Origin of the sequence: Micromonospora sp. NPDC007220 (assembly GCF_040634035.1) — a bacterium.
GTDB lineage: Bacteria > Actinomycetota > Actinomycetes > Mycobacteriales > Micromonosporaceae > Micromonospora > Micromonospora reichwaldensis.
The window spans coordinates 36,773-58,608 of sequence record NZ_JBEYEU010000001.1; the positions used below are offsets into that span (position 1 = coordinate 36,773).

22 protein-coding genes are annotated in these 21,836 nt (G+C 74.0%); 10 read left to right on the forward strand and 12 right to left on the reverse strand.

The genetic code is table 11. The annotated features are described in order from the left end of the window. Positions 1–53: 53 nt before the first annotated feature. From ABZ573_RS00175 to ABZ573_RS00200, 6 genes are all read right to left on the reverse strand, one after another. Complete coding sequence (locus ABZ573_RS00175; RefSeq protein WP_358114188.1) at positions 54–1,343, reverse strand: adenylosuccinate synthetase; 1,290 nt, start codon at positions 1,341–1,343, stop codon at positions 54–56. A gap of 76 nt (positions 1,344–1,419) precedes the next feature. Then, positions 1,420–2,379 carry a hypothetical protein gene (locus ABZ573_RS00180; RefSeq protein WP_358114191.1) on the reverse strand — a complete coding sequence of 320 codons (960 nt, stop codon included), beginning with the start codon at positions 2,377–2,379 and terminating at the stop codon, positions 1,420–1,422. Positions 2,380–2,388: 9 nt separating this feature from the next. Next, positions 2,389–3,363: a J domain-containing protein gene (locus ABZ573_RS00185; RefSeq protein WP_358114194.1), complete on the reverse strand. Its 975-nt coding sequence runs from the start codon at positions 3,361–3,363 to the stop codon at positions 2,389–2,391. Beyond that, on the reverse strand, positions 3,360–4,115 hold the full coding sequence (locus tag ABZ573_RS00190; protein WP_358114197.1) for an NUDIX domain-containing protein: 756 nt from the start codon (positions 4,113–4,115) through the stop codon (positions 3,360–3,362). Before ABZ573_RS00190 ends, ABZ573_RS00185 begins: the two co-directional genes overlap by 4 nt. 114 nt (positions 4,116–4,229) lie before the next feature. Then, positions 4,230–5,054, reverse strand: a complete 825-nt coding sequence (locus ABZ573_RS00195) for a MaoC/PaaZ C-terminal domain-containing protein (RefSeq protein WP_358116040.1) — start codon at positions 5,052–5,054, stop codon at positions 4,230–4,232. A gap of 245 nt (positions 5,055–5,299) precedes the next feature. After that, positions 5,300–6,655 carry a 3-oxoacyl-ACP reductase gene (locus ABZ573_RS00200; RefSeq protein WP_151455563.1) on the reverse strand — a complete coding sequence of 452 codons (1,356 nt, stop codon included), beginning with the start codon at positions 6,653–6,655 and terminating at the stop codon, positions 5,300–5,302. A gap of 55 nt (positions 6,656–6,710) precedes the next feature. On the opposite strand from ABZ573_RS00200, the gene ABZ573_RS00205 reads away from it, so the two are divergent. The 4 genes from ABZ573_RS00205 to ABZ573_RS00220 all read left to right on the forward strand — a co-directional run bounded on the left by ABZ573_RS00205 (position 6,711) and on the right by ABZ573_RS00220 (position 9,773). Next, the gene (locus ABZ573_RS00205; protein ID WP_358114200.1) at positions 6,711–8,003 is read left to right on the forward strand and encodes an acetyl-CoA C-acetyltransferase; all 1,293 of its coding nucleotides are present in this window, start codon (positions 6,711–6,713) and stop codon (positions 8,001–8,003) included. 90 nt (positions 8,004–8,093) lie between these two features. After that, complete coding sequence (locus tag ABZ573_RS00210) at positions 8,094–8,609, forward strand: SigE family RNA polymerase sigma factor (RefSeq protein ID WP_358114203.1); 516 nt, start codon at positions 8,094–8,096, stop codon at positions 8,607–8,609. Next, the gene (locus tag ABZ573_RS00215; RefSeq protein ID WP_358114206.1) at positions 8,606–9,382 is read left to right on the forward strand and encodes a hypothetical protein; all 777 of its coding nucleotides are present in this window, start codon (positions 8,606–8,608) and stop codon (positions 9,380–9,382) included. Before ABZ573_RS00210 ends, ABZ573_RS00215 begins: the two co-directional genes overlap by 4 nt. A gap of 139 nt (positions 9,383–9,521) precedes the next feature. Then, positions 9,522–9,773: a hypothetical protein gene (locus ABZ573_RS00220; RefSeq protein WP_327030151.1), complete on the forward strand. Its 252-nt coding sequence runs from the start codon at positions 9,522–9,524 to the stop codon at positions 9,771–9,773. Here the strand turns inward: ABZ573_RS00220 and ABZ573_RS00225 are convergent. From ABZ573_RS00225 to ABZ573_RS00235, 3 genes are read right to left on the reverse strand one after another with little or no spacing between them, the layout of a single operon-like run. Further along, positions 9,766–10,191, reverse strand: a complete 426-nt coding sequence (locus ABZ573_RS00225) for a PIN domain nuclease (protein ID WP_327030152.1) — start codon at positions 10,189–10,191, stop codon at positions 9,766–9,768. The two genes, ABZ573_RS00220 and ABZ573_RS00225, sit on opposite strands and share 8 nt — an antisense overlap. Continuing rightward, entirely contained in the window at positions 10,188–10,517 is a 330-nt protein-coding gene (locus ABZ573_RS00230) for a type II toxin-antitoxin system VapB family antitoxin (RefSeq protein WP_358114210.1), read from the reverse strand. Before ABZ573_RS00230 ends, ABZ573_RS00225 begins: the two co-directional genes overlap by 4 nt. Before the next feature lie 34 nt (positions 10,518–10,551). Next, positions 10,552–11,292 carry a 3-oxoacyl-ACP reductase family protein gene (locus ABZ573_RS00235; RefSeq protein ID WP_151455567.1) on the reverse strand — a complete coding sequence of 247 codons (741 nt, stop codon included), beginning with the start codon at positions 11,290–11,292 and terminating at the stop codon, positions 10,552–10,554. Positions 11,293–11,390: 98 nt separating this feature from the next. Between ABZ573_RS00235 and purB the strand changes: the two genes are divergently transcribed. Then, positions 11,391–12,815, forward strand: a complete 1,425-nt coding sequence (gene purB, locus ABZ573_RS00240) for an adenylosuccinate lyase (protein WP_327030154.1) — start codon at positions 11,391–11,393, stop codon at positions 12,813–12,815. Positions 12,816–12,974: 159 nt separating this feature from the next. Here purB and ABZ573_RS00245 read toward each other — a convergent pair whose 3' ends face one another. Then, positions 12,975–13,538 (reverse strand): YbjQ family protein, encoded by a 564-nt coding sequence (locus ABZ573_RS00245; protein ID WP_311412114.1) that lies wholly within the window; start codon positions 13,536–13,538, stop codon positions 12,975–12,977. Positions 13,539–13,562: 24 nt separating this feature from the next. Next, on the reverse strand, positions 13,563–14,246 hold the full coding sequence (locus ABZ573_RS00250; RefSeq protein ID WP_151457113.1) for a trypsin-like serine protease: 684 nt from the start codon (positions 14,244–14,246) through the stop codon (positions 13,563–13,565). Positions 14,247–14,649: 403 nt separating this feature from the next. Here ABZ573_RS00250 and purS point away from each other — a divergent pair, with 403 nt between their 5' ends. The 4 genes from purS (at position 14,650) to ABZ573_RS00270 (ending at position 19,168) form a co-directional block, all read left to right on the forward strand. Beyond that, positions 14,650–14,913 (forward strand): phosphoribosylformylglycinamidine synthase subunit PurS, encoded by a 264-nt coding sequence (gene purS, locus ABZ573_RS00255; RefSeq protein WP_121397234.1) that lies wholly within the window; start codon positions 14,650–14,652, stop codon positions 14,911–14,913. Continuing rightward, positions 14,910–15,593, forward strand: coding sequence for a phosphoribosylformylglycinamidine synthase subunit PurQ (purQ, locus tag ABZ573_RS00260; protein WP_151457114.1), 684 nt, complete (start codon positions 14,910–14,912; stop codon positions 15,591–15,593). Before purS ends, purQ begins: the two co-directional genes overlap by 4 nt. Positions 15,594–15,660: 67 nt before the next feature. Continuing rightward, a complete protein-coding gene (gene purL / locus ABZ573_RS00265; RefSeq protein WP_358114216.1) occupies positions 15,661–18,408 on the forward strand; it encodes a phosphoribosylformylglycinamidine synthase subunit PurL in 2,748 nt (915 codons plus the stop codon). Positions 18,409–18,412: 4 nt separating this feature from the next. Further along, entirely contained in the window at positions 18,413–19,168 is a 756-nt protein-coding gene (locus tag ABZ573_RS00270; protein ID WP_151457116.1) for a 2-phosphosulfolactate phosphatase, read from the forward strand. Positions 19,169–19,286: 118 nt separating this feature from the next. Here ABZ573_RS00270 and ABZ573_RS00275 read toward each other — a convergent pair whose 3' ends face one another. Continuing rightward, positions 19,287–21,242 carry a hypothetical protein gene (locus ABZ573_RS00275; RefSeq protein WP_358114218.1) on the reverse strand — a complete coding sequence of 652 codons (1,956 nt, stop codon included), beginning with the start codon at positions 21,240–21,242 and terminating at the stop codon, positions 19,287–19,289. Positions 21,243–21,402: 160 nt separating this feature from the next. Here ABZ573_RS00275 and ABZ573_RS00280 point away from each other — a divergent pair, with 160 nt between their 5' ends. After that, entirely contained in the window at positions 21,403–21,756 is a 354-nt protein-coding gene (locus ABZ573_RS00280) for a sterol carrier family protein (RefSeq protein WP_358114221.1), read from the forward strand. Positions 21,757–21,836: the final 80 nt, after the last annotated feature.

Genomic DNA, 21,836 nt, shown 5'->3' on the forward strand with positions numbered 1-21,836 from the left:
CCGGTGGTCGAGTCGCCGGATCGCCCCGCTCGGGGCTCCGGCGCGGCCCGGCGTCACGCCGACGCCTCGGCGGGCGTTCCGGCCGGCGCGAGGGGGCGCGGGGCGAGCAGCGGGCCGTGCGGCGTCTTGTCGTCGGCGGTGGGGCCCCGGGAGGTCAGCACCACGGGCGCGCCCAGCTCCTCCCGCACCGCCGCCGCCCAGTCGGGCGGCGGGGCGTCGTCGTACACGGGGCGGGCGCGCAGCAGGCTGGCGGTGAGCGCGGCCTGCCGGTCCAGGTCGCCGGGCGGGCCCGGGGTGAGCCGGTCGGTGGTGTCGTAGCGGCGGCAGAGCCGCAGCCCGGGACCGGCGAGGTCGAGGTGGGTGAGCGCCAGGCCGTCGACCCCGCCGGCCGCGGCGAGGGCGTACCGGTGGGCGACCGCGTCGAAGTGGCCGAACCGGAACCGGCCCTGCCACGGGTTCGTCGGGTTGTGCGGGTCGGCCAGCGGCAGGGCCGGGTCCTCGGTCACCAGCGGGCCGGGCCCGTGCCGGGTGGTGACCACGCGCAGCACCCCGATCCGGGTGACGTCGCCGGCTTGGCCCGCCTCGGCGAGCAGGCCGTCCACGCTGGCGAAGGTGGTGGTGCTCCACGTCGTGTACGGGTGGAAGCCGTGCCACTCGTCGAGCAGCACCCCCTGCGCGCCCTCGAAGACGCAGGTGCCGGCCCGCAGCGCCCCGGCCAGCCAGCTCCGGTCGACGATCGCGACCCGCCCGGCGAAGCCGGTGAACGCGGGCAGGCAGTCGGCGACGGGCGGCGCGTCCAGCGGGCCGAGCTCGGCGGTCAACCGGTCCCGCAGGGCGGTCAGCCGCCGCCGCAGCAGCGCCGGGTCGGCGCAGTCGGCCACCCGGGGCGCCTCGTAGGGGTGGGCGAGACCGTACGCGACGGTCTCGCCCACCCCGAGCCCGCAGGAGCCGTGCCGGTCGGCTCCCCGGGCGATCTCCCGGGCCCGGTTCGCGGCCCGGTGGTACGGGGTGGCGAGCAGCGCCTCCCCGTCGACGGTCAGACGGTCGAGCGCGTCGGGCACCCCGACCGAGGCGAGGTGGTCGGCCTCGGCGGCCAGCGCCAGCGGGTCCACCACCACGTGCCGCGACAGGTGCGTACGGACGCCGGGGTGGAACGTGCCGGCGCCGAACTGCGCGAACGTGTGGTGCCGGCCGTCGCGCAGCACGACGTTGTGCGCCGCCTGCGCGCCCCCGTTGAAGCGGACCACCGTGTGCACGGGCCGGGTGGCGCAGAGCCAGTCCACGACCGTGCCCTTGCCGGCGTCGCCGTAGCCGAGGTCCACCACCGCGACGTGCCTGCTCACCGGACCTCCCCGCCGCCGCAGCGGCAGCCGCAGCCGGAGCTGCCGCAGCCGCCGCCGCCGACCGCCGTCACGTGGTTCACAGCCGGGTCACCTCGCCGCCGGTGTCGCGGAACGCGGGCAGCGTCGACACCTCGGCGCGCCGCCCCCCGCGCAGGCGGGCCAGCGCCTTGGAGACGGTGCCGCTGGCGCCCGAGCCGGCCCGGTCGAGGTCGCGCAGGCCCTCGTCCAGGTCGATGGCCTGCTCGCCGAGCCCGACAGTGAGCGCGATCGTCTCGCAGACCGCGTCGAGGTCGTCCAGCACGACGGCGTTCTGCCCGAGCAGGTCCCGCCAGAAGTCGAGCACCTTGGCGTTGCCCGAGTAGTGGCTACCGGCGGGGAGCAGGTAGTAGGTGTCCCAGCGGCGGGTCAGCTCGTCGACGACCTGCCGCAGCGGCACGTCCTCGCGCACGTCGTCGCCGACGACGCCGGCCACCTCCCGGGCCTTCACCTGTGGGTACGCCAGCTCGTCGCCGATGATGAACAGGTAGCCGCGCCGGCCGCGCTTCTCCCAGGAGTCGGTCACGGTGTGCCGGGCCATGAAGTACATGGCCAGCTCGTACGACTCGGTCATCTGCCCGCCGCCGCCGCCCTCCAGGACGATCCGGCCGAGGTCGTCGTCCATCCGGTTGTCCGACTCGAACTGGCCGACCTGCAACGGCACCCGGTCGCAGGTGGCGTCGCCGATCGCGCCGAACATGATCTGCGGATCGCTGGCGTAGCCCTGCCGTTGCAGCAGCCCGAGCAGCTGCGGCAGCTTGGTCTGCAGGACGCGCGGCACGTTGCGCATCGAGCCGGTGACGTCGAAGAGCACCGCGATGGGCGTCGACCGGGGGTGCTCGTCGGAGTCCCGGCTCTCGCGCATCGCGTCGCGCGGGTCGAGGGCGGGGTGCACCTTGCGCGCCCCGCTGTCGCTGTAGGAGAACGCGCTCTTGCCGGTCTTCCGGCGGTAGCGGTCGGCGGCGTCGTACACGTCGGTGGACCACATTCCACTGCCCATGACAGCTCCTTACGGGTTGAGGGTGAAGGGTCGGAAGGTGCGTGGCCCGTAGAGCCGGTCCAGCACCTCGTCCAGTTCGCGCAGCAGCCGCCACGCGTCGTCGGGCCGGGCGTCCAGGGCCCGCTGGCGGCAGCCCCGCGCGAAGGCGTCCAGCTCGCGGGGCGCGCGCGGTCCCATCAGCCAGCTCATGCATCCGCTGGCCATGGCGATGTCGGTGCCCGGCCCGCAGGGCCGCTTGCGGGGGATCTCGTCGGGGTACCAGTTCGCGTCGTAGCCGGGCACCAGCGCCGGGACGGTGCCGCCGACGGGGGCGGAGAAGCACCAGTCGACAAGCACCACGCCGTGCGCGTCCGGCTCGATCAGCACGTGCGGCGGCAGGACCGCGCCGTGCACGATGCCCGCCCCGTGGGCCAGGCCGAGCGCCACCAGCAGCCGGCGCCACATCCAGGCCACGTCGCGGGCGTCGAGCCCGTCCGGGTACGCGCGCCGGACCTCGGTGAGGTCGTGCAAACCGGGCGCGGAGGCGAGCACGTTGATCCGCCGTTCGGCGCCGGTCGCGGCGTCGAGGTGCCGGAAGTCCTCGACCAGCCGGGGCACGTACGGCAGGTAGCGCGGGTCGCCGCGCTCGGCGATGGTGCGCAGGGCGTGCGCCTCGCGGGCCATCAGGTCGTTGTCGGCGGGTCGCCGGGGCAGCTTGAGCAGCCGGTCGGCTCCGACGTCGTAGAGGTCGGCCAAGTGGCCCGAGTAGGCCGGCGTGCCGAGTCGGTAGTCGCCGAGGATGGTGACCTGCCGGGCCCGCCAGCGGGTGGTGACCTGGACGAACGCGTCGGTGGCCTCGGCGCGTACCGCCGGGTCGGCCGGCAGGCGGTCGGGGTGCAGGGCCGCGACCAGCTCGCGGTAGCGCCGGGCCGGCTGGTCCGTGCCGAACAGGTCGGCGTCGGTGCGGGCCGCCGCGACCAGGCGGACGGCTTCGGCGGTCCTCATCGGACCGTCTCCTCCCGGGCGGGGCGCAGCAGCGCCGGGTGCAGCAGCCGGGCGTCGCCGGCCCGGTAGAGCTTGGCGCGGGGGCCGCCCCGGGCGCCGCCGCGCTCGGTGCTGGTGCCGGTGCTCTCGACGAAGCCCGGCACCGAGAGCACCTTGCGGTGGAAGTTGCCGGCGTGCAGCGGGTGGCCCCAGACCGTCTCGTAGACGGCGCGCAGCTCGCTGATCGTGAACTCGCCGGCGAGGAAGCGCGTGGCGAGCGGGGTGTATTCCAGCTTGGACCGGGCCCGCTCCAGCGCGTCTTCGATGATCCGGCCGTGGTCGAAGGCGAGCTGCCGGTTGGCCAGCGCGGTCACCGGCAGCCAGCCGGCCTCGTCGGCGTCGGTGCCGGCGGCCGGGTCGGGCAGGTCGGGGGCGAACGCGAGGTGGGCGACCGAGACGACGCGCATGCGCGGGTCGCGGTCGGGGGTGCCGTAGCTGCCCAACTGCTCCAGGTGTACGCGGCGCAGTCCCTCGCCGCCGAGCCCGGTCTCCTCGGCCAGCTCCCGTCGGGCGCCGGCGGTGAGGTCCTCGTCGGGGCGGACGAAGCCGCCGGGCAGCGCCCACCGCCCCTCGAAGGGCGGCTGGCCGCGCCGGATCAGCAGCAGGTGCAGCGCGCCGTCCCGGATGGTCAGCGCCACCACGTCGACGGTCACGGCGACCGCCGGGTAGGCCCCGGGGTCGTACGCGGCCAGGAAGTCCTGCTCGTCAACCATGTCTCTCTCATTCTGAGAACATCTCGATATGAGAAGAACTTAGCGCACGAGAACGCCCCTGCCAAGTCCGGGACGGGATTCGGCAGGGGCGTACTCAGCTCCGGCGGGGGCGCCTCAGCGCACGAGGCCCGCCAGGTGCGGTCGGCCGCGCGAGTCGTGCAGGGCGAACCCGCCGTCCGGCAGCAGGCCGAAGCTCACCGTGCTCGGCAGCGGCACGGGCAGCTTGAAGGCCACCTCGACCGTGTAGGCGTCCGGCAGGCGGTTCTCCAACGCGGCCAGGCAACGGGCCTTGCTCCACATCCCGTGCGCGATCGGCCGGGGGAAGCCGAACAGCCGCGCGCCGAGGCGGGAGGTGTGGATCGGGTTGTGGTCGCCGGAGACCCGCGCGTAGTCCGTACCGACGCGGGGATCGACCCGCCAGCGGGCAGAGCCGGCCGGCGTCGTGGGCCGCCCGGCCTGCTCGCGCCGCCCGCCGCCGCCCCGCTTGCCCTCCCTGCCGAGGTACGTCGAGACGCCGCGCCAGACCTCCGTCCCGTCGACCGAGCCGACCAGCACCACGTCGACCTGCCGCCCCCGGTCGTGCGGGCGCAGGTTCTCGGCGTACGCGCGGAAGTCGAGGGTCTCGTCGGCGATGACCGGGCGGTGCACGGTGATCCGGTTGCCGACGTGCACCACGCCGGTCAGCGGGATGGGAAACTCCGGCGCGGTCATCAGCCGCAGCGCCAGTGGGAAGCCCATGACGTGCGGGAACGTCGCGGGCAGCCGGTCGGTGAGCCGGAACCCGCAGACCCGGTCGTAGTCGGCGAGGTGCGTCCGGTCGACGGCGATCCCGCCGACGGCCAGCTCGACCGCCGGGAGGCCCGCCGACCGCCGCCCACCGCCGAGGCCGGGCAGCGCGCCGAGCAGCGCCCGCCGGTAGAGCGCCCCGGCCGCCGGCATCCGGGGCAGCTCGACGCGCTCCCGGGCACCCGTCACGGCCGGGCCCCCGCCCGAGAGGTCCCGCGTCGCCTCGGCGGCGGAGGCGGAGAGGTCGTGCGTCTCTTCGAGGCTCAGGTCGTGGCCGGACGCCGCCGGCCCGCGGATCGCGTCCAGGGTGTCCTGCGACAGGATCTCGGTCGGGCCGTCGATCAGCTCGTGCACCGACAGGTCGTCCGGCTCCGGCGCCGGTTGTCCTCTCCTCGCCATCACGCCCCCAGCAGGCTCTGGCCGCAGACCCGGACGACGTTGCCGCTGACCGCGCCGGAGGCCGGCCACGCCAGCCAGCCGATGGTCTCGGCGACGTCCACCGGCAGCCCGCCCTGGGACAGGCTGTTCATCCGCCGGCCCGCCTCGCGGATCACCAGCGGGATGCGCGCGGTCAGCCGGGTCTCGATGAAACCGGGGGCGACCGCGTTGACGCTGATCTGCCGTTCACGCAGCGCCGGGGCGAGCGACTCGACCAGCCCGATCACGCCCGCCTTGCTGGTGGCGTAGTTGGTCTGGCCCCGGTTGCCGGCGATGCCGGCGATCGAGGAGACCGAGACGATCCGGCCGCCGGCCGGGATCAGCTCCCGCTCCAGCAGCACGTCGTTGATCCGCTCCTGGCTGGAGAGGTTGACGTCGAGCACCGAGTCCCACCGGTCGGCGTCCATCCGGCCGAGGGTCTTGTCGCGGGTGATCCCGGCGTTGTGCACGACCACGTCGACCCGCCCGTGCCGCTCGGCCAGGTGCTCGGCGAGCCGCTGCGGGGCGTCGGGGGCGGTCAGGTCGAGCTGGACGGCGGTGCCGCCGATCTCGTTGGCGACCGCCGCCAGCTCGTCCCCGGCCGCCGGAATGTCCAGCGCGACGACCCGGGCGCCGTCGCGGGCCAGCACCCGGGCCAGCGCCGCGCCGATGCCCCGGGCCGCCCCGGTGACCAGGACGACCTGCCCGTCCAGCGGGCGGTCCCAGTCGGCCGGCGCCCCGGCCGTGCCGGCGCCGACCCGGACCACCTGCCCGGAGACGTACGCGGACCGGCCCGAGAGCAGGAACCGCAGGGTCGCCTCCACGCTGGTCCAGGTGCCGGCGTCCGGGTCCTTCGTCACGTGGACGAGCTGGGCGGTGACGCCCCGGCCGAACTCCTTGCCGATGCTGCGGGTCAGCCCCTCCAGGGCCCGCTGGGCGGTCGCCTCCCGGGGGGAGCCGCACTCGTCGGGCGGGGTGCCGAGCACGACGACCCGACCGCTGGGCAGCACCGACCGGGCGCGCGGGTGGAAGAAGTCGTACAGCTGGCGCAGCTCGGTGGAGTCGGTGATGCCGGTGGCGTCGTACACCAGGGCGGCGAAGCGCTCGGTGGAGTCCACGGCGCCGGGATCGCGCAGCTCGACCCCGGCGGCGGTCAGGATCTTGCCGGCCCGCTCGGCGAGCCGGCCGCCGGTCGCGGCGCCCAGCAGGACGGGGCCGGGCACGATGGGATCGCCGGGGGTGTGCCGGCGCAGTCGCGGCGGGTCGGGCAGCCCGAGGCGCTTGACCAGCGTGCGGCCGGCCCCCGATCGGACGAAGCTCGCGTACCTGTCGGTCATAGGCGTAGCCTACTGGCGAGTAGGTTGAGGGCAAGTCTTTCGAGGAGGCGGGATCGTGCAGAGCATCCGGCGGGTGGCGGTCATCGGCGGCAACCGCATCCCCTTCGCGCGGTCCAACTCGCGGTACGCCAGCGCGTCGAACGCCGACATGCTGGGCGCCGCGCTGGACGGGCTCGTCGCCCGGTTCGGCCTGGCCGGCCAGCGCGTCGGCGAGGTGGTGGCCGGCGCGGTGCTCAAGCACGCGAAGGACTTCAACCTGACCCGCGAGGTGGTGCTCGGCTCGAAGCTCGACCCGCACACCCCCGCGTACGACATCCAGCAGGCCTGCGGCACCGGGCTGGAGGCGGCCATCCTGGTCGCCAACAAGATCGCCCTCGGGCAGATCGACGTCGGCATCGCCGGCGGCGTGGACACCACCTCCGACGCGCCGCTCGCCGTCAACGAGGAGATGCGCCGCACGCTGCTCCGGCTCAACAGCGCCCGCACCCTCGGCGAGCGGCTGAGGATTGCCGCGAAGCTGCGCCCCACCCAGCCGTTCAAGCCGGAGATCCCGCGCAACGCGGAGCCGCGTACCGGGCTGTCGATGGGGGAGCACGCCGCCCGCACGGCGCTGCGCTGGCAGATCGACCGGCAGGCCCAGGACGAGCTGGCGCTGCGCTCGCACCAGCGGCTCGCCGCCGCGTACGACCGGGGGTTCTTCGACGACCTGCTGACGCCGTACCTCGGGCTGACCCGGGACGCGAACCTGCGCCCCGACACCAGCCTGGAGCGGCTCGGCGCCCTGAAGCCGGTCTTCGGCGCGAAGGGGCCCGACGCCGAGGCGGCGACCATGACGGCCGGCAACTCGTCACCGCTGACCGACGGCGCCTCGACGGTGCTGCTGGCCAGCGAGGAGTGGGCCCGCGCGCACAGCCTGCCCGTGCTGGCGTGGTTCTCCTGGTCGGAGACCGCCGCCGTCGACTTCGTGCACGGCGACGAGGGGCTGCTGATGGCCCCCTCGTACGCGGTGCCGCGGATGCTGACCCGGGCCGGGCTGACCCTCCAGGACTTCGACTTCTACGAGATCCACGAGGCGTTCGCCTCGCAGGTGCTGGCGACCCTCGCCGCCTGGGAGTCTCCGGAGTTCTGCAAGGACCGGCTGGGACTGGACGCCCCGCTCGGCGCCATCGACCGGGAGAAGCTGAACGTCAACGGCTCGTCGTTGGCGGCCGGGCACCCGTTCGCGGCCACCGGCGGCCGGATCGTGGCGACCCTGGCGAAGCTGCTCGCCGACAAGGGCAGCGGCCGGGGCCTGATCTCCATCTGCGCCGCCGGCGGCCAGGGCGTGACCGCGATCCTGGAGCGCTGAGCCGGGCACCTGATCCGCAAACGCGGGGCCGGGCAACCCGCCCGGCCCCGCGCTCCGTCCCCTGGGCATGAGGCGACGAAGGCGGAACGCGTGAAGTCGGCCGACGAGGACGAGTACCGGCAGTTCGTCGAGACCCGGCTGGAGCATCTGCGCCGCACGGCGTACCTGCTCTGCCGGGACTGGCACACCGCCGACGACCTCGTCTCCATCACCCTGGGCAAGCTCTACCGGGCCTGGACCCGGGTCCGCGCGGCGGAGAACGTCGACGCGTACGTCCGGCAGGTGCTCATGCGCGCCTGGCTGGACGAGCGACGGCGGCCGTGGCGGCGTGAACGCAGCACCGACGAGGTCCCCGACGACGCCGCGCCGGACACCGAGCCCGACCTGGCCGACCGGGAGCTGCTCCTCGACCTGCTCGGGAAGCTGCCCGAGCGGCGGCGCGCCGTGCTGGTGCTGCGCTACTACTGCGACCTCTCCGTGGAGGAGACCGCGCAGATCCTCGGCATCACCACCGGCACGGTGAAGAGCCAGGCCGCCAGAGCACTGGAATCGCTACGCCTGCTGGCCGCTGACCAGCCGGCCCTGAGCACAGGGAGGTTCGCGTGACGTACCGGGAGATCTTCGACGCGGCGATCGGCGACGCGCCGCCCTCCTCGATCGACCTGGACGGGTTGATCCTGCGACAGCGCCGGCTGGTCCGCACCCGCCGGCTCGGGGCGTACGCCTCGGCGGCCGGCGGGGTCCTCGCGCTGGTGCTGGGCGCGGGCCTGGTGGTCGACCGTCCGGACATGCAGCCGGCGGGCCCGGTGCCCGCCTCGCGCCCCCCGTACCGCAAGAGCAACCAGAGGCTGCCCACGGAGGCGGCCGAGCGCTACCGGGACGCGGTGGCGGCGGCCCTCGTCGCGCGGGCGTCGGGAGCCCGGTGGGTGGAACCGACCGTGGTACGCGGCGGCGTCTTCCCCACGGGACCGGCCGGCGACGCACCGGTCGGAATTGCGTCCGAAGACTTCCGCAACGTCGGTTTCTCGGTGCGCGCCTATCCGGTGGACCCCGCCGGCGCGTTCGGCAACGAGTTGTCCGTCCGGGCCCTGGCCGAGCCGCAGCCGGGCCTGAACCGCGACGTCATGGACTGCGGGAAGCAGAGGGTCGATTCGTGCGGCCTGTCGACGGGGCCGGACGGCGCGCGCGTCCGGGAGACCGCAGCCGTCTCGCACGAAGGGCGGGGTGGGGGTGTAATCCAACGCCGGCGGGTCGACGTCCTGTACCCCGACGGTACCTGGATCGTGGTCGGGCTGCACAGCCGTGACGGGCGGTTCGTGCTCACCCCGGAGCAGCTCCGGGACCTCGCCCTCGACCCGGCCGCCCGCCCCGCCTGGTGACCCGGGCCCGCGCGGGACGTGCGGCGGCGCGAATGGTGGCCGCGGGCGGCGGGGTCGACTGACGGCGACCATGCGGGCAGGGTGCAGTGGGCGGCGGAACCCCCGTCTGCTGAGCCGCGTGGACAGGGGAGGTCGGGGAGTGGACCGGCACGAGGTGCGTGACGCCCTGCTGGCGACCGGGATGTCACCGGACGCATTCGAGCTGGAAGGCGTGCACGAGCACGTGCCGGTCCCGCCCGACTTCTGGTTCCTGCGCCGCTCGGCGGGGGAGCGGTGGGAGATCGGCGCCTACGAGCGCGGACGGTACGACGTCCGGCTGGTGTTCGACACCGAGGAGGAGGCGTGCGCCGGGTTGTGGCGGGCCCTCACCGGCCGCCCCGTACCTACTTGATGGTGCCTGCCGGGGCGAGCCATCGCACGGGCTGACCGGTGACCTCGGAGATCTGGTCGAAGTCACGGTCGTAGTGCAGCAGGGAGAGGCTCTGGTACTCGGCCGTCGCCGCGATCAGCAGATCGACGGCGCCGGCAGACCGGTGGGTACCCCGAGCGGTGAGCTGCTCCTGGATCTCGGCCGCCCGCTCGTAGATCCGGTCCGGCATGCTCACCCAGTTGAACACCGTGCGAAGCCGGTCCCCCAGCCATCTGCGGTCGGCCAGCGAGCGGGCCGAATACAGGAACTCCAGTTCGACCAGCGGGCAGACCGCGAGCAGGCCGGCCGTGAGTGGCTGCTCCCATCGGGCCTGGGTGTCGGGGTCGCGCAGCAGCCGGACCAGCGCACTGGTGTCGACCAGGTAGTCGGCGAGTCTCACGACCGGTACGTGCTCTTGTCGAGCAGTTCGTCGAAGTCCCCGGCCTGGGCCCGTCCGCTGAGTTCCGCGAGGGCGCGGGCGCGCCGGAGGCGGGCAGCCCCTTCCCGTAGCGCGACGTTCACCGTGTCCTTCTTGGTCTTGGTGCCGAAAGCCGCAGCCGCGTCGGCGAGCGCCTCGTCATCGACGTCCACCAGGATTTTGGTCATTGCGCGCCCCCTATATACCGTCCGCTTGCCGAGTATATCCAGCGCCGCGCTGGTCCGGCGCGGGTCGAGGCGCGCGCCGCGGCCTCGATCCGGCCGGACCGGCAGATGGGGCAGGTCCACGCCGTTTGCCCGGGTCTCGCATCCGCCCGCCGGGTCAGGCGGTGGCGCCGCCGTCGATGGCGATCGACGCGCCGGTGATGTGCCGGCCGCCCTCGCCCACCAGGTGGCTGACCGTCGCCGCCACGTCCTCCGGCGTGCCGTAGCGGCCGAGGGCGATGTGTGACCGCTGGGCGTCCGCGCCGGCGCTGTCCGCGCGGTTCATGTCGGTGTCGGTGGAACCGGGCAGGACCAGGTTGACGGTGATCCCGCGCGGGCCGAGTTCGCGGGCGAGCGCCCTGGTCAGGCCGTTGACGGCGGTCTTGGTCATGGCATAGACGCTCACCCCGGGAGCCGGTACGCGGCTGGCGAAGCTGCTGCCGATGTTGACGATCCGCCCGCCGTCGCGCAGGTGGCGTACCGCCGCCTGGGTGGCGAGGTATACCCCGCGCACGTTGACGGCGATGGCCCGGTCGAGATCGTCGAGGCCGACCTGTCCGATCGGCCCGGACGAGAACACCCCGGCGTTGTTGACCAGGATGTCCAGCCGCCCCAGTTCGGCGACGGTCCGCTCGACCGCGTCGACGATCGCCGTACCGTCGGTGCTGTCGGCGCGGATCGCCAGGCCGGTGCGGCCGTACGACGTGATGTCGGCGACGACGGCCTTCGCGCTCTCCTCCGCGCTGCGGTAGGTGAACGCGACGTGGGCTCCGTCCTCGGCCAGCCGGCGTACGACGGCGGCGCCGATACCGCGGCTACCACCGGTGACCAGGGCGACCCTGCCGGTTAGTCTGGACACTCTTCCTCATTCCCGTCAGTCGGCTCAGCAGGGTGATCACCATAGCCAGCCGGCAACCCTGCCGATGCGGTGCGGGCGGGTCCGGGAGAATGAGCGCCGTGACGACGATCCCGAACGTGCTCGCCAACCGGTACGCCTCACCCGAACTGGTCGCCCTCTGGTCGCCGGAGGAGAAGATCAGGATGGAGCGGCGGCTCTGGCTCGCCGTGCTCCGGGCCCAGCGGGACCTCGGCATCCCCGTGCCCGACGGCGTGGTCGAGGCGTACGAGGGGGTGCTCGACCAGGTCGACCTGGCCTCGATCGCCGAGCGGGAGCGGGTCACCCGGCACGACGTGAAGGCCCGGATCGAGGAGTTCAGCGCGCTCGCCGGGCACGAGCACGTGCACAAGGGGATGACCTCCCGTGACCTCACGGAGAACGTCGAGCAGCTCCAGGTACGCCGTTCGCTGGAGCTGATCCGGGACCGGGTGGTCGCCACCCTCGCCCGGCTGTCCCGGCTCGCCGTCGAGCACTCCGACCTGGTCATGACCGGCCGCTCACACAACGTCGCGGCGCAGGCCACCACGCTGGGCAAGCGCTTCGCGTCGGCCGCGGAGGAGCTGCTCATCGCGTACGAGCGGCTCGACGACCTGATCAACTGGTACCCGCTGCGGGGCGTCAAGGGCCCCGTCGGCACCGCCGCCGACCAGCTCGACCTCTTCGACGGCGACGCCGACAAGGTGGCCGAGCTGGAGCGCCGGGTGGCCGGGCACCTCGGGTTCTCCCGCGTGCTCGACAGCGTCGGCCAGGTCTACCCGCGCTCGATCGACCTGGCGGTGCTCGCCGCGCTCGCCCAGATCGCCGCCGCCCCGTCGTCGCTGGCGACCACCATCCGGCTGATGGTCGGCCAGGAGCTGGCCACCGAGGGCTTCAAGCCGGGCCAGGTGGGTTCCAGCGCGATGCCGCACAAGATGAACACCCGCTCCAGCGAGCGGGTCAACGGCTTCGCCGTGATCATCCGGGGCTATCTGTCGATGGTCGGCGAGCTGGCCGGCGACCAGTGGAACGAGGGGGACGTCTCCTGCTCGGTGGTCCGCCGGGTCGCCCTGCCGGACGCGTTCTTCGCCGCCGACGGGCTGTTCCAGACCTTCCTCACCGTGCTGGACGAGTTCGGCGCGTACCCGGCGGTCGTCAACCGGGAGCTGGAGCGCTTCCTGCCGTTCCTGGCCACCACGAAGATCCTGGTGGCGGCGGTCCGGCGCGGCGTCGGGCGCGAGGTCGCCCACGAGGCGATCAAGGAGCACGCGGTCGCGGTGGCCCTGGCCATGCGCGAGAAGGGCGCCGCCGAGAACGACCTCTTCGACCGCCTGGCGGAGGACGGCCGCCTGGGCCTGACCCGCGCCGAGATCGACACCCTCGTCGCCGACCGCACCGCCTTCGTCGGCGCCGCCCCGGCCCAGGTGGAGGCGGTCGCCCGCCGCATAGCCACGGTAGTGGACGCCCACCCCGAGGCCGCCACCTACACCCCACCCCCCATCCTCTAACCCCCACCCCACCCCACCCCGCTCCCGCGCCCCGCGCCCCGCGCCCGCCGTGCGGGCCGTTGATCATGAAGTTGTTGTCGTGACACGCCGATGAATCCGGCAATAACTTCATGATCAACCGACCGGAGCGCCCCGGAGGGGTGGGGTGGGTGGATCGGGTCAGTCTCGGGTGGGGGTTTCGGCGGCCGAGCGGAGGTTGGGGGCGCTCGCCGGTTCGGCGATGCCACCCGGGGACTCGGCGAAGGCGGGGTCGTGCGCGGTCTCCGCGGCGACCAGCGGCTGGTCGGGCGGCATGACGTCGGGCATCTTGGGCGCCACGACCACGGCCGTGCCGTACGCGCAGATCTCCATCCACATCTCGCCGCAGTCGCGGCTGTCGAAGCGCATCCCCACCACGGCGTTCGCGCCGATGCGGCGGGCCTCCTCGCCGAGCCGGGCCACCGAGTCCGTACGCCACCGGGTGAGGTTGTCCGGGGCCATCGGGTCGTACGCGCCACCGCGCAGGTTCTTGACCCCCTCGCGGTACGGGTTCCGCGTCCTGGCCATCGATGACACCACTTCGCCGAGGATCTGGCGGATTTCGTACCCGGGTAGTTGCTCCGTCGTCACGACCAGCACGTTTCCGATGGTCTCAGGGTTGCGCGCACCCGATCGTGAGCCGTGTTCACCTGATCGGATGCTGCAAAACGGCGCGGCGCGGACGGCCGGCGCGCTGCCGACCATCCGCGCCTGGCGCGGCGCTAACCGTCAGACACCGGCAGTCTGGGTGATCCAGGCCCGGTTGTACGCGACGCTGCCGTAGTTCTGGATGCTCTGGCCGTCGGCGGTGGAGGCGACGCCGACCTGCGCGCCGTTGTAGAACTGCGGGCCGCCCGAGTCGCCCCGCCAGGCGTTGCCGTTGACCCGGGTGCTCCGGATCGCCTGCCCGCCGTACGCGTCGGTGACGCTGTTGCTGGTCACCCGGACCGACGCGGTCTTCAGCTGGGTCGAGGCCGAGCAGCCGCTGTAGCAGGTCATGCCCCAGCCGTAGATCGAGTTGGTCGAGTTGAGCGGCGGGTTGCTGTTGGCGAGCGTGACGTACGAGGTGCTCACCGAGCTGGACAGGCGCAGCAGGGCCAGGTCGTACCGGCTGTAGCTGGCGCTGACGGTGCGGGTCTGGCCGCCGGAGGTGCGGTTGACGCTGCCGACCCGGACGGACATCGTGCCGTTCACGCAGTGCCGCGCGGTGAGCACCCACTGCGGCGCGATGATCGTGCCGGAGCAGGTGAACGAGCCGTTGCTGAGCACGGCGGCGGCCCACGGGGCCGACGAGACGGTGCTGCCGCCGATGATCGGCTGTGGGCCGGCCGGGGCGGCGAGGGCGCCGGAGCTGGCGCCGAGCAGGCCGGCCGCTGCGGTGGCCAGCACCGCGACCATGGATCGGATGCGCATGGGGGCTCCTTCGGGGACGGGGCCCGGGTTCACCGGGTCGAGCTGTCGGCCGGCGGGCGGGGTGGCCCGACGACCGATCGACGTACGACGATGTACGGTAGGGCCCCTGAGATGTCGTTCACAAGAGATCCATCGGAAATGATGGATGAGACGGTATGGCGGGCCGGGCGGCGGGCGGTGTCCCGACGATCCGGCGGAGCGGGGCGAAACGGGTCGGTCGGCAACGGATGGGCATCGGGATCGCAACGAACCCGCATCGGTCCCCGGGCCCCGCGCCGGGAATGTCGATCACCGCCTGAACTGCGTCCGGCCGGTGCGTCCGGGGCGGTATCTGCCAGGTAGGCTGGCTGCGCTCGCCCGTTGTGGGTCGGCACCCAACTGCGTACACAGTCAGGAGTGCCCAGTGCCTCGCGTCGTCGTCGACGTCATGCTCAAGCCCGAGATCCTCGATCCCCAGGGCCAGGCCGTCGCAAACGCGCTGCCCCGGCTCGGCGTCAGCGACGTCGCCTCGGTTCGGATCGGCAGGCGGATCGAGATCGAATTCACCGGTGAACCGGACCTGGACCGGGCCCGGGAGATCGCCGACAAGCTGCTCGCCAACCCGGTCATCGAGGACTTCACGGTCCGCGTGGCCGAGGCCGACGAGACCGTGGACGCACGCTCGTGACCGCCCGGGTGGGTGTGGTCACCTTCCCCGGCTCGCTCGACGACGGGGACGCGGCCCGGGCCGTCCGGATCGCGGGCGCCGAACCGGTCCGCCTCTGGCACGGTGACCCGCAGCTGCACGGGGTGGACGCCGTCGTCCTGCCCGGCGGCTTCTCCTACGGCGACTACCTGCGCTGCGGCGCCATCGCCCGGTTCGCCCCGGTGATGGGGACGATCGTGGACGCGGCCCGGGGCGGCCTGCCCGTGCTCGGCATCTGCAACGGCTTCCAGATCCTCTGCGAGGCCCACCTGCTGCCCGGCGCGCTCACCCGCAACCAGCACCTGCACTTCCGCAACCGCGACCAGGTCCTGCGCATCGAGTCGGCCGGCACCGCGTGGACGAACGCGTTCCAGCCCGGCCAGGAGGTGCTGATCCCGGTCAAGAACGGCGAGGGCTGCTACGTCGCCGACACCGCGACGCTGGACCAGCTCGAAGCCGAGGGCCGGGTGGTCGCCCGCTACGTCGGCGGCAACCCCAACGGGTCGCAGCGCGACATCGCCGCGATCACGAACCCCGCCGGCAACGTGGTCGGCATCATGCCGCATCCCGAGCACGCGGTGGAGGCGCTCACGGGCCCCTCCCTGGACGGTCTCGGCTTCTTCACCTCGGTGCTCAAGCACCTGGTGGGGACGCCGGCGTGACCGTGCGCGGCATCAACGGTCGGCTCACCCGCCCGTCGGGCGGACGCGAGCGCAGCGAGGAGAGGTCATGACCACCCATCCGGACGAGGTACGGGATAACCCGGAGGCCTTCCCGGCCGCCCCGGCGCAGCCGGTGGAGCCGCGTCCGGCCGGCGTCGTGCCGCCGGCCGGGCGTCCCGGGCCGGCGACCGCCGACTGGGCCGACGGACTGGACACCGTGCCGCGCGCCGGGGACACCCCCGGTGAACTCCAGCCGTACGCCGAGCTGGGGCTCCGCGACGACGAGTACGAGCGGATCCGGCACATCCTCGACCGGCGGCCCACCCAGGCCGAGCTGGCGATGTACTCGATCATGTGGAGCGAGCACTGCTCCTACAAGTCGAGCAAGGTGCACCTGCGGCAGTTCGGCGAGAAGGCCCCGCCGAGCGACCGGCTGCTCGCCGGCATCGGTGAGAACGCCGGCGTCGTGCAGGTCTCCGACGAGCTGGCGGTGACCTTCAAGGTCGAGTCGCACAACCACCCGAGCTTCGTCGAGCCCTACCAGGGCGCGGCCACCGGCGTCGGCGGCATCGTGCGGGACATCCTCGCCATGGGCGCCCGCCCGGTCGCGGTGATGGACCCGCTGCGCTTCGGCGCCGCCGACCACCCCGACACCGCCCGGGTGCTGCCCGGCGTGGTCGCCGGCGTCGGCGGCTACGGCAACTGCCTGGGTCTGCCGAACATCGGCGGCGAGGTCGTCTTCGACCCCTGCTACCAGGGCAACCCGCTGGTCAACGCGCTCTGCCTCGGCGTGCTGCCGGTCGACCGGCTCCAGAACAAGGCCGCCGCCGGCCCGGGCAACGTCGTCGTGCTGATGGGCGCCAGGACCGGCCGGGACGGCATCGGCGGCGTGTCGGTGCTGGCCAGCGCCACCTTCGACGAGGGCAGCGAGAAGCGCCGCCCGTCGGTGCAGGTCGGCGACCCGTTCATGGAGAAGCTGCTCATCGAGGCGTGCCTGGAGCTCTACGACGCCCGGCTGGTCGTCGGCATCCAGGACCTCGGCGGCGCCGGCCTCACCTGCGCGCTGACCGAGACCGCCGCGGCGGCCGGCACCGGCATGCGGGTCTGGCTGGAGCGCGTGCCGCTGCGCGAGGCCTCGATGGAGCCGCACGAGATCCTGGCCAGCGAGTCCCAGGAGCGGATGCTGCTGGTCGTCGAGCCGGAGAAGCTCGAAGCGGTGCTCAAGACCGCCGAGAAGTGGGGCGTCTGGGCCACCGCCATCGGCGAGGTCACCCCGCCGGCGCCGGACGGCCAGCCGGGCCGGCTGCTGATCACCTGGCACGACCAGCTCGTGGTGGACGTGCCGCCGGGCTCGCTGGTCGACGACGGTCCCGTCTACGCCCGCCCGATGCGCGAGCCGGCCGACCTGATCCTGCTCCAGGCCGACCGCGCGGAGACGCTGCCCCGGCCGGCCGACCCGGAGGCGCTGCGCGAGACCGTGCTGCGCATGATCGCGTCGCCCAACCTGGCCGACAAGACCTGGGTCACCGAGCAGTACGACCGCTACGTGCTGGGCAACACCGTGCTCGCCCAGCCGGAGGACTCCGGCGTGATCCGGATCGACGAGCGGACCGGGCTGGGCGTGGCGCTGTCGGTGGACGGCAACGGCCGGTACGCGCGGCTCGACCCGTACCACGGCACGAAGCTCGCCCTGGCCGAGGCGTACCGGAACGTGGCCGTCACCGGCGCGAAGCCGATCGCCGTCACCAACTGCCTCAACTTCGGCTCGCCGGAGGACCCGGGCGTGATGTGGCAGTTCGCCGAGGCCGTCCGCGGCCTGGCCGACGGCTGCGCCGAGCTGGGCATCCCGGTCACCGGCGGCAACGTCAGCTTCTACAACCAGACGGGCGCGGCGCCGATCCACCCGACCCCGGTGGTCGGCGTGCTCGGCGTGCTCGACGACGTGGCCGACCGGGTGCCGATGGGCTTCGTGCCCCGGCCGAGCGGCGACCACGACCAGATCTTCCTGCTCGGCGAGACGCACGTGGAGCTCTCCGGCTCGGAGTGGGCCTGGGTCACCCACGAGCACCTCGGCGGCGTACCCCCGCAGGTCGACCTGGCCCGCGAGCGGCTCCTGGCCGACCTGCTGGCGGAGGCCGCGCGGGTCGGGCACCTGAGCGCCGCGCACGACCTCTCCGACGGCGGCCTCGCGCAGAGCCTGGTGGAGTCCTGCCTGCGGCGCGGCGTCGGCGCCCGGATCGCGGTGCCGGAGCGGTTCGACGGCGGCTCGATGCCGTTCGTCTACCTGTTCAGCGAGTCCGCCGGCCGGGCCCTGGTGTCGGTGCCGCGCGGCCACGAGAAGGCGTTCACCGCCCTCTGCGCCGAGCGCGGCGTGCCGTTCGAGCTGATCGGCGTCACCGACCCGACCGGCGGCGCACTGGAGGTGCACGGCCAGTTCCGCATCGGCCTGGACGAGCTGCGGGCCGCGCACGGCGAGACGCTGCCGCGCCTCTTCGGGGGCGCGGGGGTCGTCGAGGTGCCCGCGCCGGCCACCGGTGTGGCGGGTGCCGTCGAGGCCGTGCCGCTGCCCGTCGCCGAATCGGCCGGCGTGGAGCCGGTGGACCCGTCGGCCGTCGTGAGCGAGCCGATCGCGTCGGCCGGGCCGGTCCCGTCGACCGGCGCCGTCGAGCCGGTGGCCCCGGCCGAGGCGGCAGCCCCGGCGGAGGCCGTCGCGCCCGGCCCGGAGCAGCCGGCGGCCGAGGCCGCAGACCCGCCGGCCGAGGCCGGCGGGGCGTCGGCTCCCGAGCCCGGCGACACCGAGCCTGGTCGGCGCTGAGGCGGTGGCCGCGGCCGTCCACGTCCAACCCGGTTCAGGCGCTCGCTTCGACTGGGGGTTGACGGGGGCGGCCGAGCTGGGCCGGGTGTGCGCGGTGCTGGTGGTGGTGGACGTGCTGTCGTTCACCACCGCCGTGGACGTCGCGGTCGGGCGCGGCATGCGGGTGCACCCGTTCCCGTGGGGCGAGCAGGCCGCCGACTACGCGCGGCGGGTCGGCGCGGTCGCGGCGGTGGGCCGCCGGCAGACGACCCCGGAACATCCGTGGTCGCTCTCGTCGGCGGCGCTGACCACCGCGCCGGTCGTCGCCGACCTGGTGCTGCCGTCGCCGAACGGGTCGGCGATCAGCGCGGCGGCCAGCGCCACCGGGCTGCCGGTGGTCGCGGCCTGCCTGCGCAACGCGCAAGCCGTCGGCCGTTGGCTCGACCAGCAGGGGTACGGCTCGACGGACGCGCCGATCGGCGTGATCGCCTCGGGCGAGCGCTGGCCGGACGGCTCCCTGCGCCCCTGCGTGGAGGACCAGCTCGGGGCGGCCTGCGTGCTGGACGCCCTGTCGGGTGTGCCCGGCGGCCTCTCCGTGGAGGCGGCCGTGGCCCTGGCCGCGCTCGCCAGCACCCCCGACGTGCCCGCCGCAGTCTGCGGCAGCGTGTCCGGCCGGGAGCTCATCGAGGGTGGCTTCGCCGGGGACGTGGAGGTCGCCGTCCGGGTCGGCGTCTCGGACGTGGTCCCGGTGCTGCGGCAGGGCGTCTTCTCCGCCGCCTGACCTCCCCGCGACCGCGCGTCCGACCCGGTCGGGGCGGGCCGGAACGGCGCGAGGGCCGCCCGGAGATCCGGACGGCCCTCGCCGTGGTGCTGTCGTGGGGGGCCGGCCCCCGAGCGGGTCAGTCGTCCAGCCAGTCCAGCCGGCGGCCACCCCGGTCCTGCTGCGGTGGGCCGTCCGGGCGACCGCGACCGGTCTGCGGGTCGTCGTAGCCGCCCGGCTGGCCGTAGCCACCCTGGCCGTAGCCGTCGCGGTCCTCGTAGCCGCCGCGCTGCTGCGGGGGCTCCTGACCGTAGCCGCCCTGGCCGTAGCCGCCCTGGTTGTCGTACGAGGTGGGCTGGTCGTAGCCGCCCGGCTGGCCGTAGCCGCCGCGTGGCGCCGGGGGCTCCTGGCCGCCGTAGCCACCGGGCTGGCCGTAGCCGCCCCGCTCGTAGCCGCCGCCCGGTTGGTCGTAACCGCCGGTCTGCTCGCCGCCCCGGCCGTACGCGCCCGGGTCGGACTGGCCGTAGCCCTGACCCTGCTCCGGCTGGTAGACGCCGGTGGCGTACGGGTCGGCCGGGGCCGGGTACTGGGTGGCGTCGCCGGTGTAGCGGCCGGTCGGCTCGTCGTACCGCTCGCCGTGGCCCCGGCCGCCGCCCGCCGGCGGGTAGCCCGCGGCACCCGCCGTGCCGGCCGCACCTGCCGGAGCGCCGTAGTCGTTGCTGCCGTAGCCGCCGCCCGAGGCGGGAGCGTTGCCGTAGCCGCCCCCGGACGAGGGCGCGTTGCCGTAGCCGCCGCTGCCGTAGCCGCCGCCGGAAGCGGGAGCGTTGCCGTAGCCGGCACCGCCGTAGCCACCCGCGCCGGCCGGCTCGTCGCCGTAGCCGCTGCCGCCCCAGCCCTGCTGGTTGCCCGCCGCGCCGTAGGGCTGCGGGGGAGCGCCGTACGGGTCCGGCGGCACGTCGTCGACCACGGGGCGGTGCATCATCGTCGGGGCGTCGCTGAGCGCGGCGCCGCCCACCATCGTCGGATCCGGCGTGGTGCCGACCCGGTTGACCACCCGGGTCTGGTCGTCCGCGCCGCGGAACGCCCCGCGAGCCGCCGGGACCGCACCGGCCGCGGCACCCGCCGGGGCGTCGTCGTCGGCCTCGTCGCCGTTGTCCTTGCGCCGCATCAGGAGCAGCACGATGGTGCCGACACCGGCGGCGACGAGCAGGCCGCCGAGCAGGATGATCAGCCAGGAGCCCATGCCGCCGGAGTCCTCGTTGCTGGCGTTGGCCGCCGCGCCCGGGGTCGCCTCGGTGCTCTCCTCGGGCGTCTCCTCGACGGGCTCGTCGGAGGGGAGCGGCTCCTCGCTGGCCGACGGGGTGGGGCTCGGGGTCGTCTCGACCTTGATCGCCAGCGCGATGCGCTGGCCGGTGACGCTCTGCCCGGCGGACGCGTCGAAGCTCTTGGTGGCGTAGACCTCACCGACACTGGCACCGATGGCGAGCCGGCCGGGCGCGATCGGCTTCTCGCTGTTGCCGGAGAAGCGGAAGTTGCCGTCGTCGTCGCTGATCGTGTCGATCTTCTTGCCGGCGCCGTCCTGGAGCATGACCACGGCGTTCGGCACGGCCTTGCCGTTCGCCTGCACGACCACCTTGCCGGAGACCGACTTGACGGTCTGCGTCTGGGGCGGCTGGGACGGCTGGGCCCGGCCCTTGACGCCGAGCTGGAAGGTGGCGGTGCCGGCGCCGGACTTGTCGCCCTCGGCCGCCACCGTCACGGTGACGTTGGCGTCGCCGGCGTTGTCGCTGGCCCTGATCCGCAGCAGCTGGGACCTCGGCCGGTCGTTGTTGACGTCGATCTCTCCGCAGCCGCCCGCGCAGCTCACGCCGCCCGGCAGGCCGGCGAGGCTGATCTTGACCTTCTCGTCGCCTTCGCGGGGGGTCACCTGCACGGTGACGGCGGCGTCGCTGCCGGCGTTGACGGTGACCGAGCCGGGCGACACGGTGACGTCCGCGGCCAGGGCTGGTGTGACGGGGGCGGCGAGCAGAGCGCCGACAACCAGCGCCACGACCACACCGGCCCGCTGCTTCCAGGCACGTCGGTGTGTTGACACGTCCACCGCCCTTCCGGACTGACTTCCCTCGGCGGCGGGGCGCCGGGCCGGGGATCATCACGGTACGAATACGCCGTCGGCAACTATGCCTTGTCTGACCGGATCGGCGCGACCCAGGGCCAGCGTCAGGCGCGGCGCGTTGAAGCCGTATCGTCCCGTCGTGTCCTCTCCGCACACTAAGTCCGCCGCGGTCGCGGCGGCGTTGTCGGCGCTCGACGAGGGGCGTACGCCCGAACGGCCGGTCCTCCGGGAGGCGGTCCGTGCCCTGTTGACCGTCCTCGCGGAGCGCGCCCCCGGCCGATCGGTGGAGGTGCGGGTCCCACCTTACGGCGCAGTTCAGTGCGTTCCCGGTCCCCGACACACCCGTGGCACCCCCGCCAACGTCGTCGAGATGGAGCCCGAGACCTGGCTGGCGGTGGCCACCGGACGGCTCGACTGGGCCGAGGCGATCACCCAGGGTCGCGTACGGGTGAGCGGAATCCGAGCGGATCTCTCCGCGCACCTGCCGCTCTAGCTGGGGCGATACGCATCGACCGGTCACACATCGGAGCCGGATCGTGACTTTCTGTATCGACACGGATTCGCGTACACTGT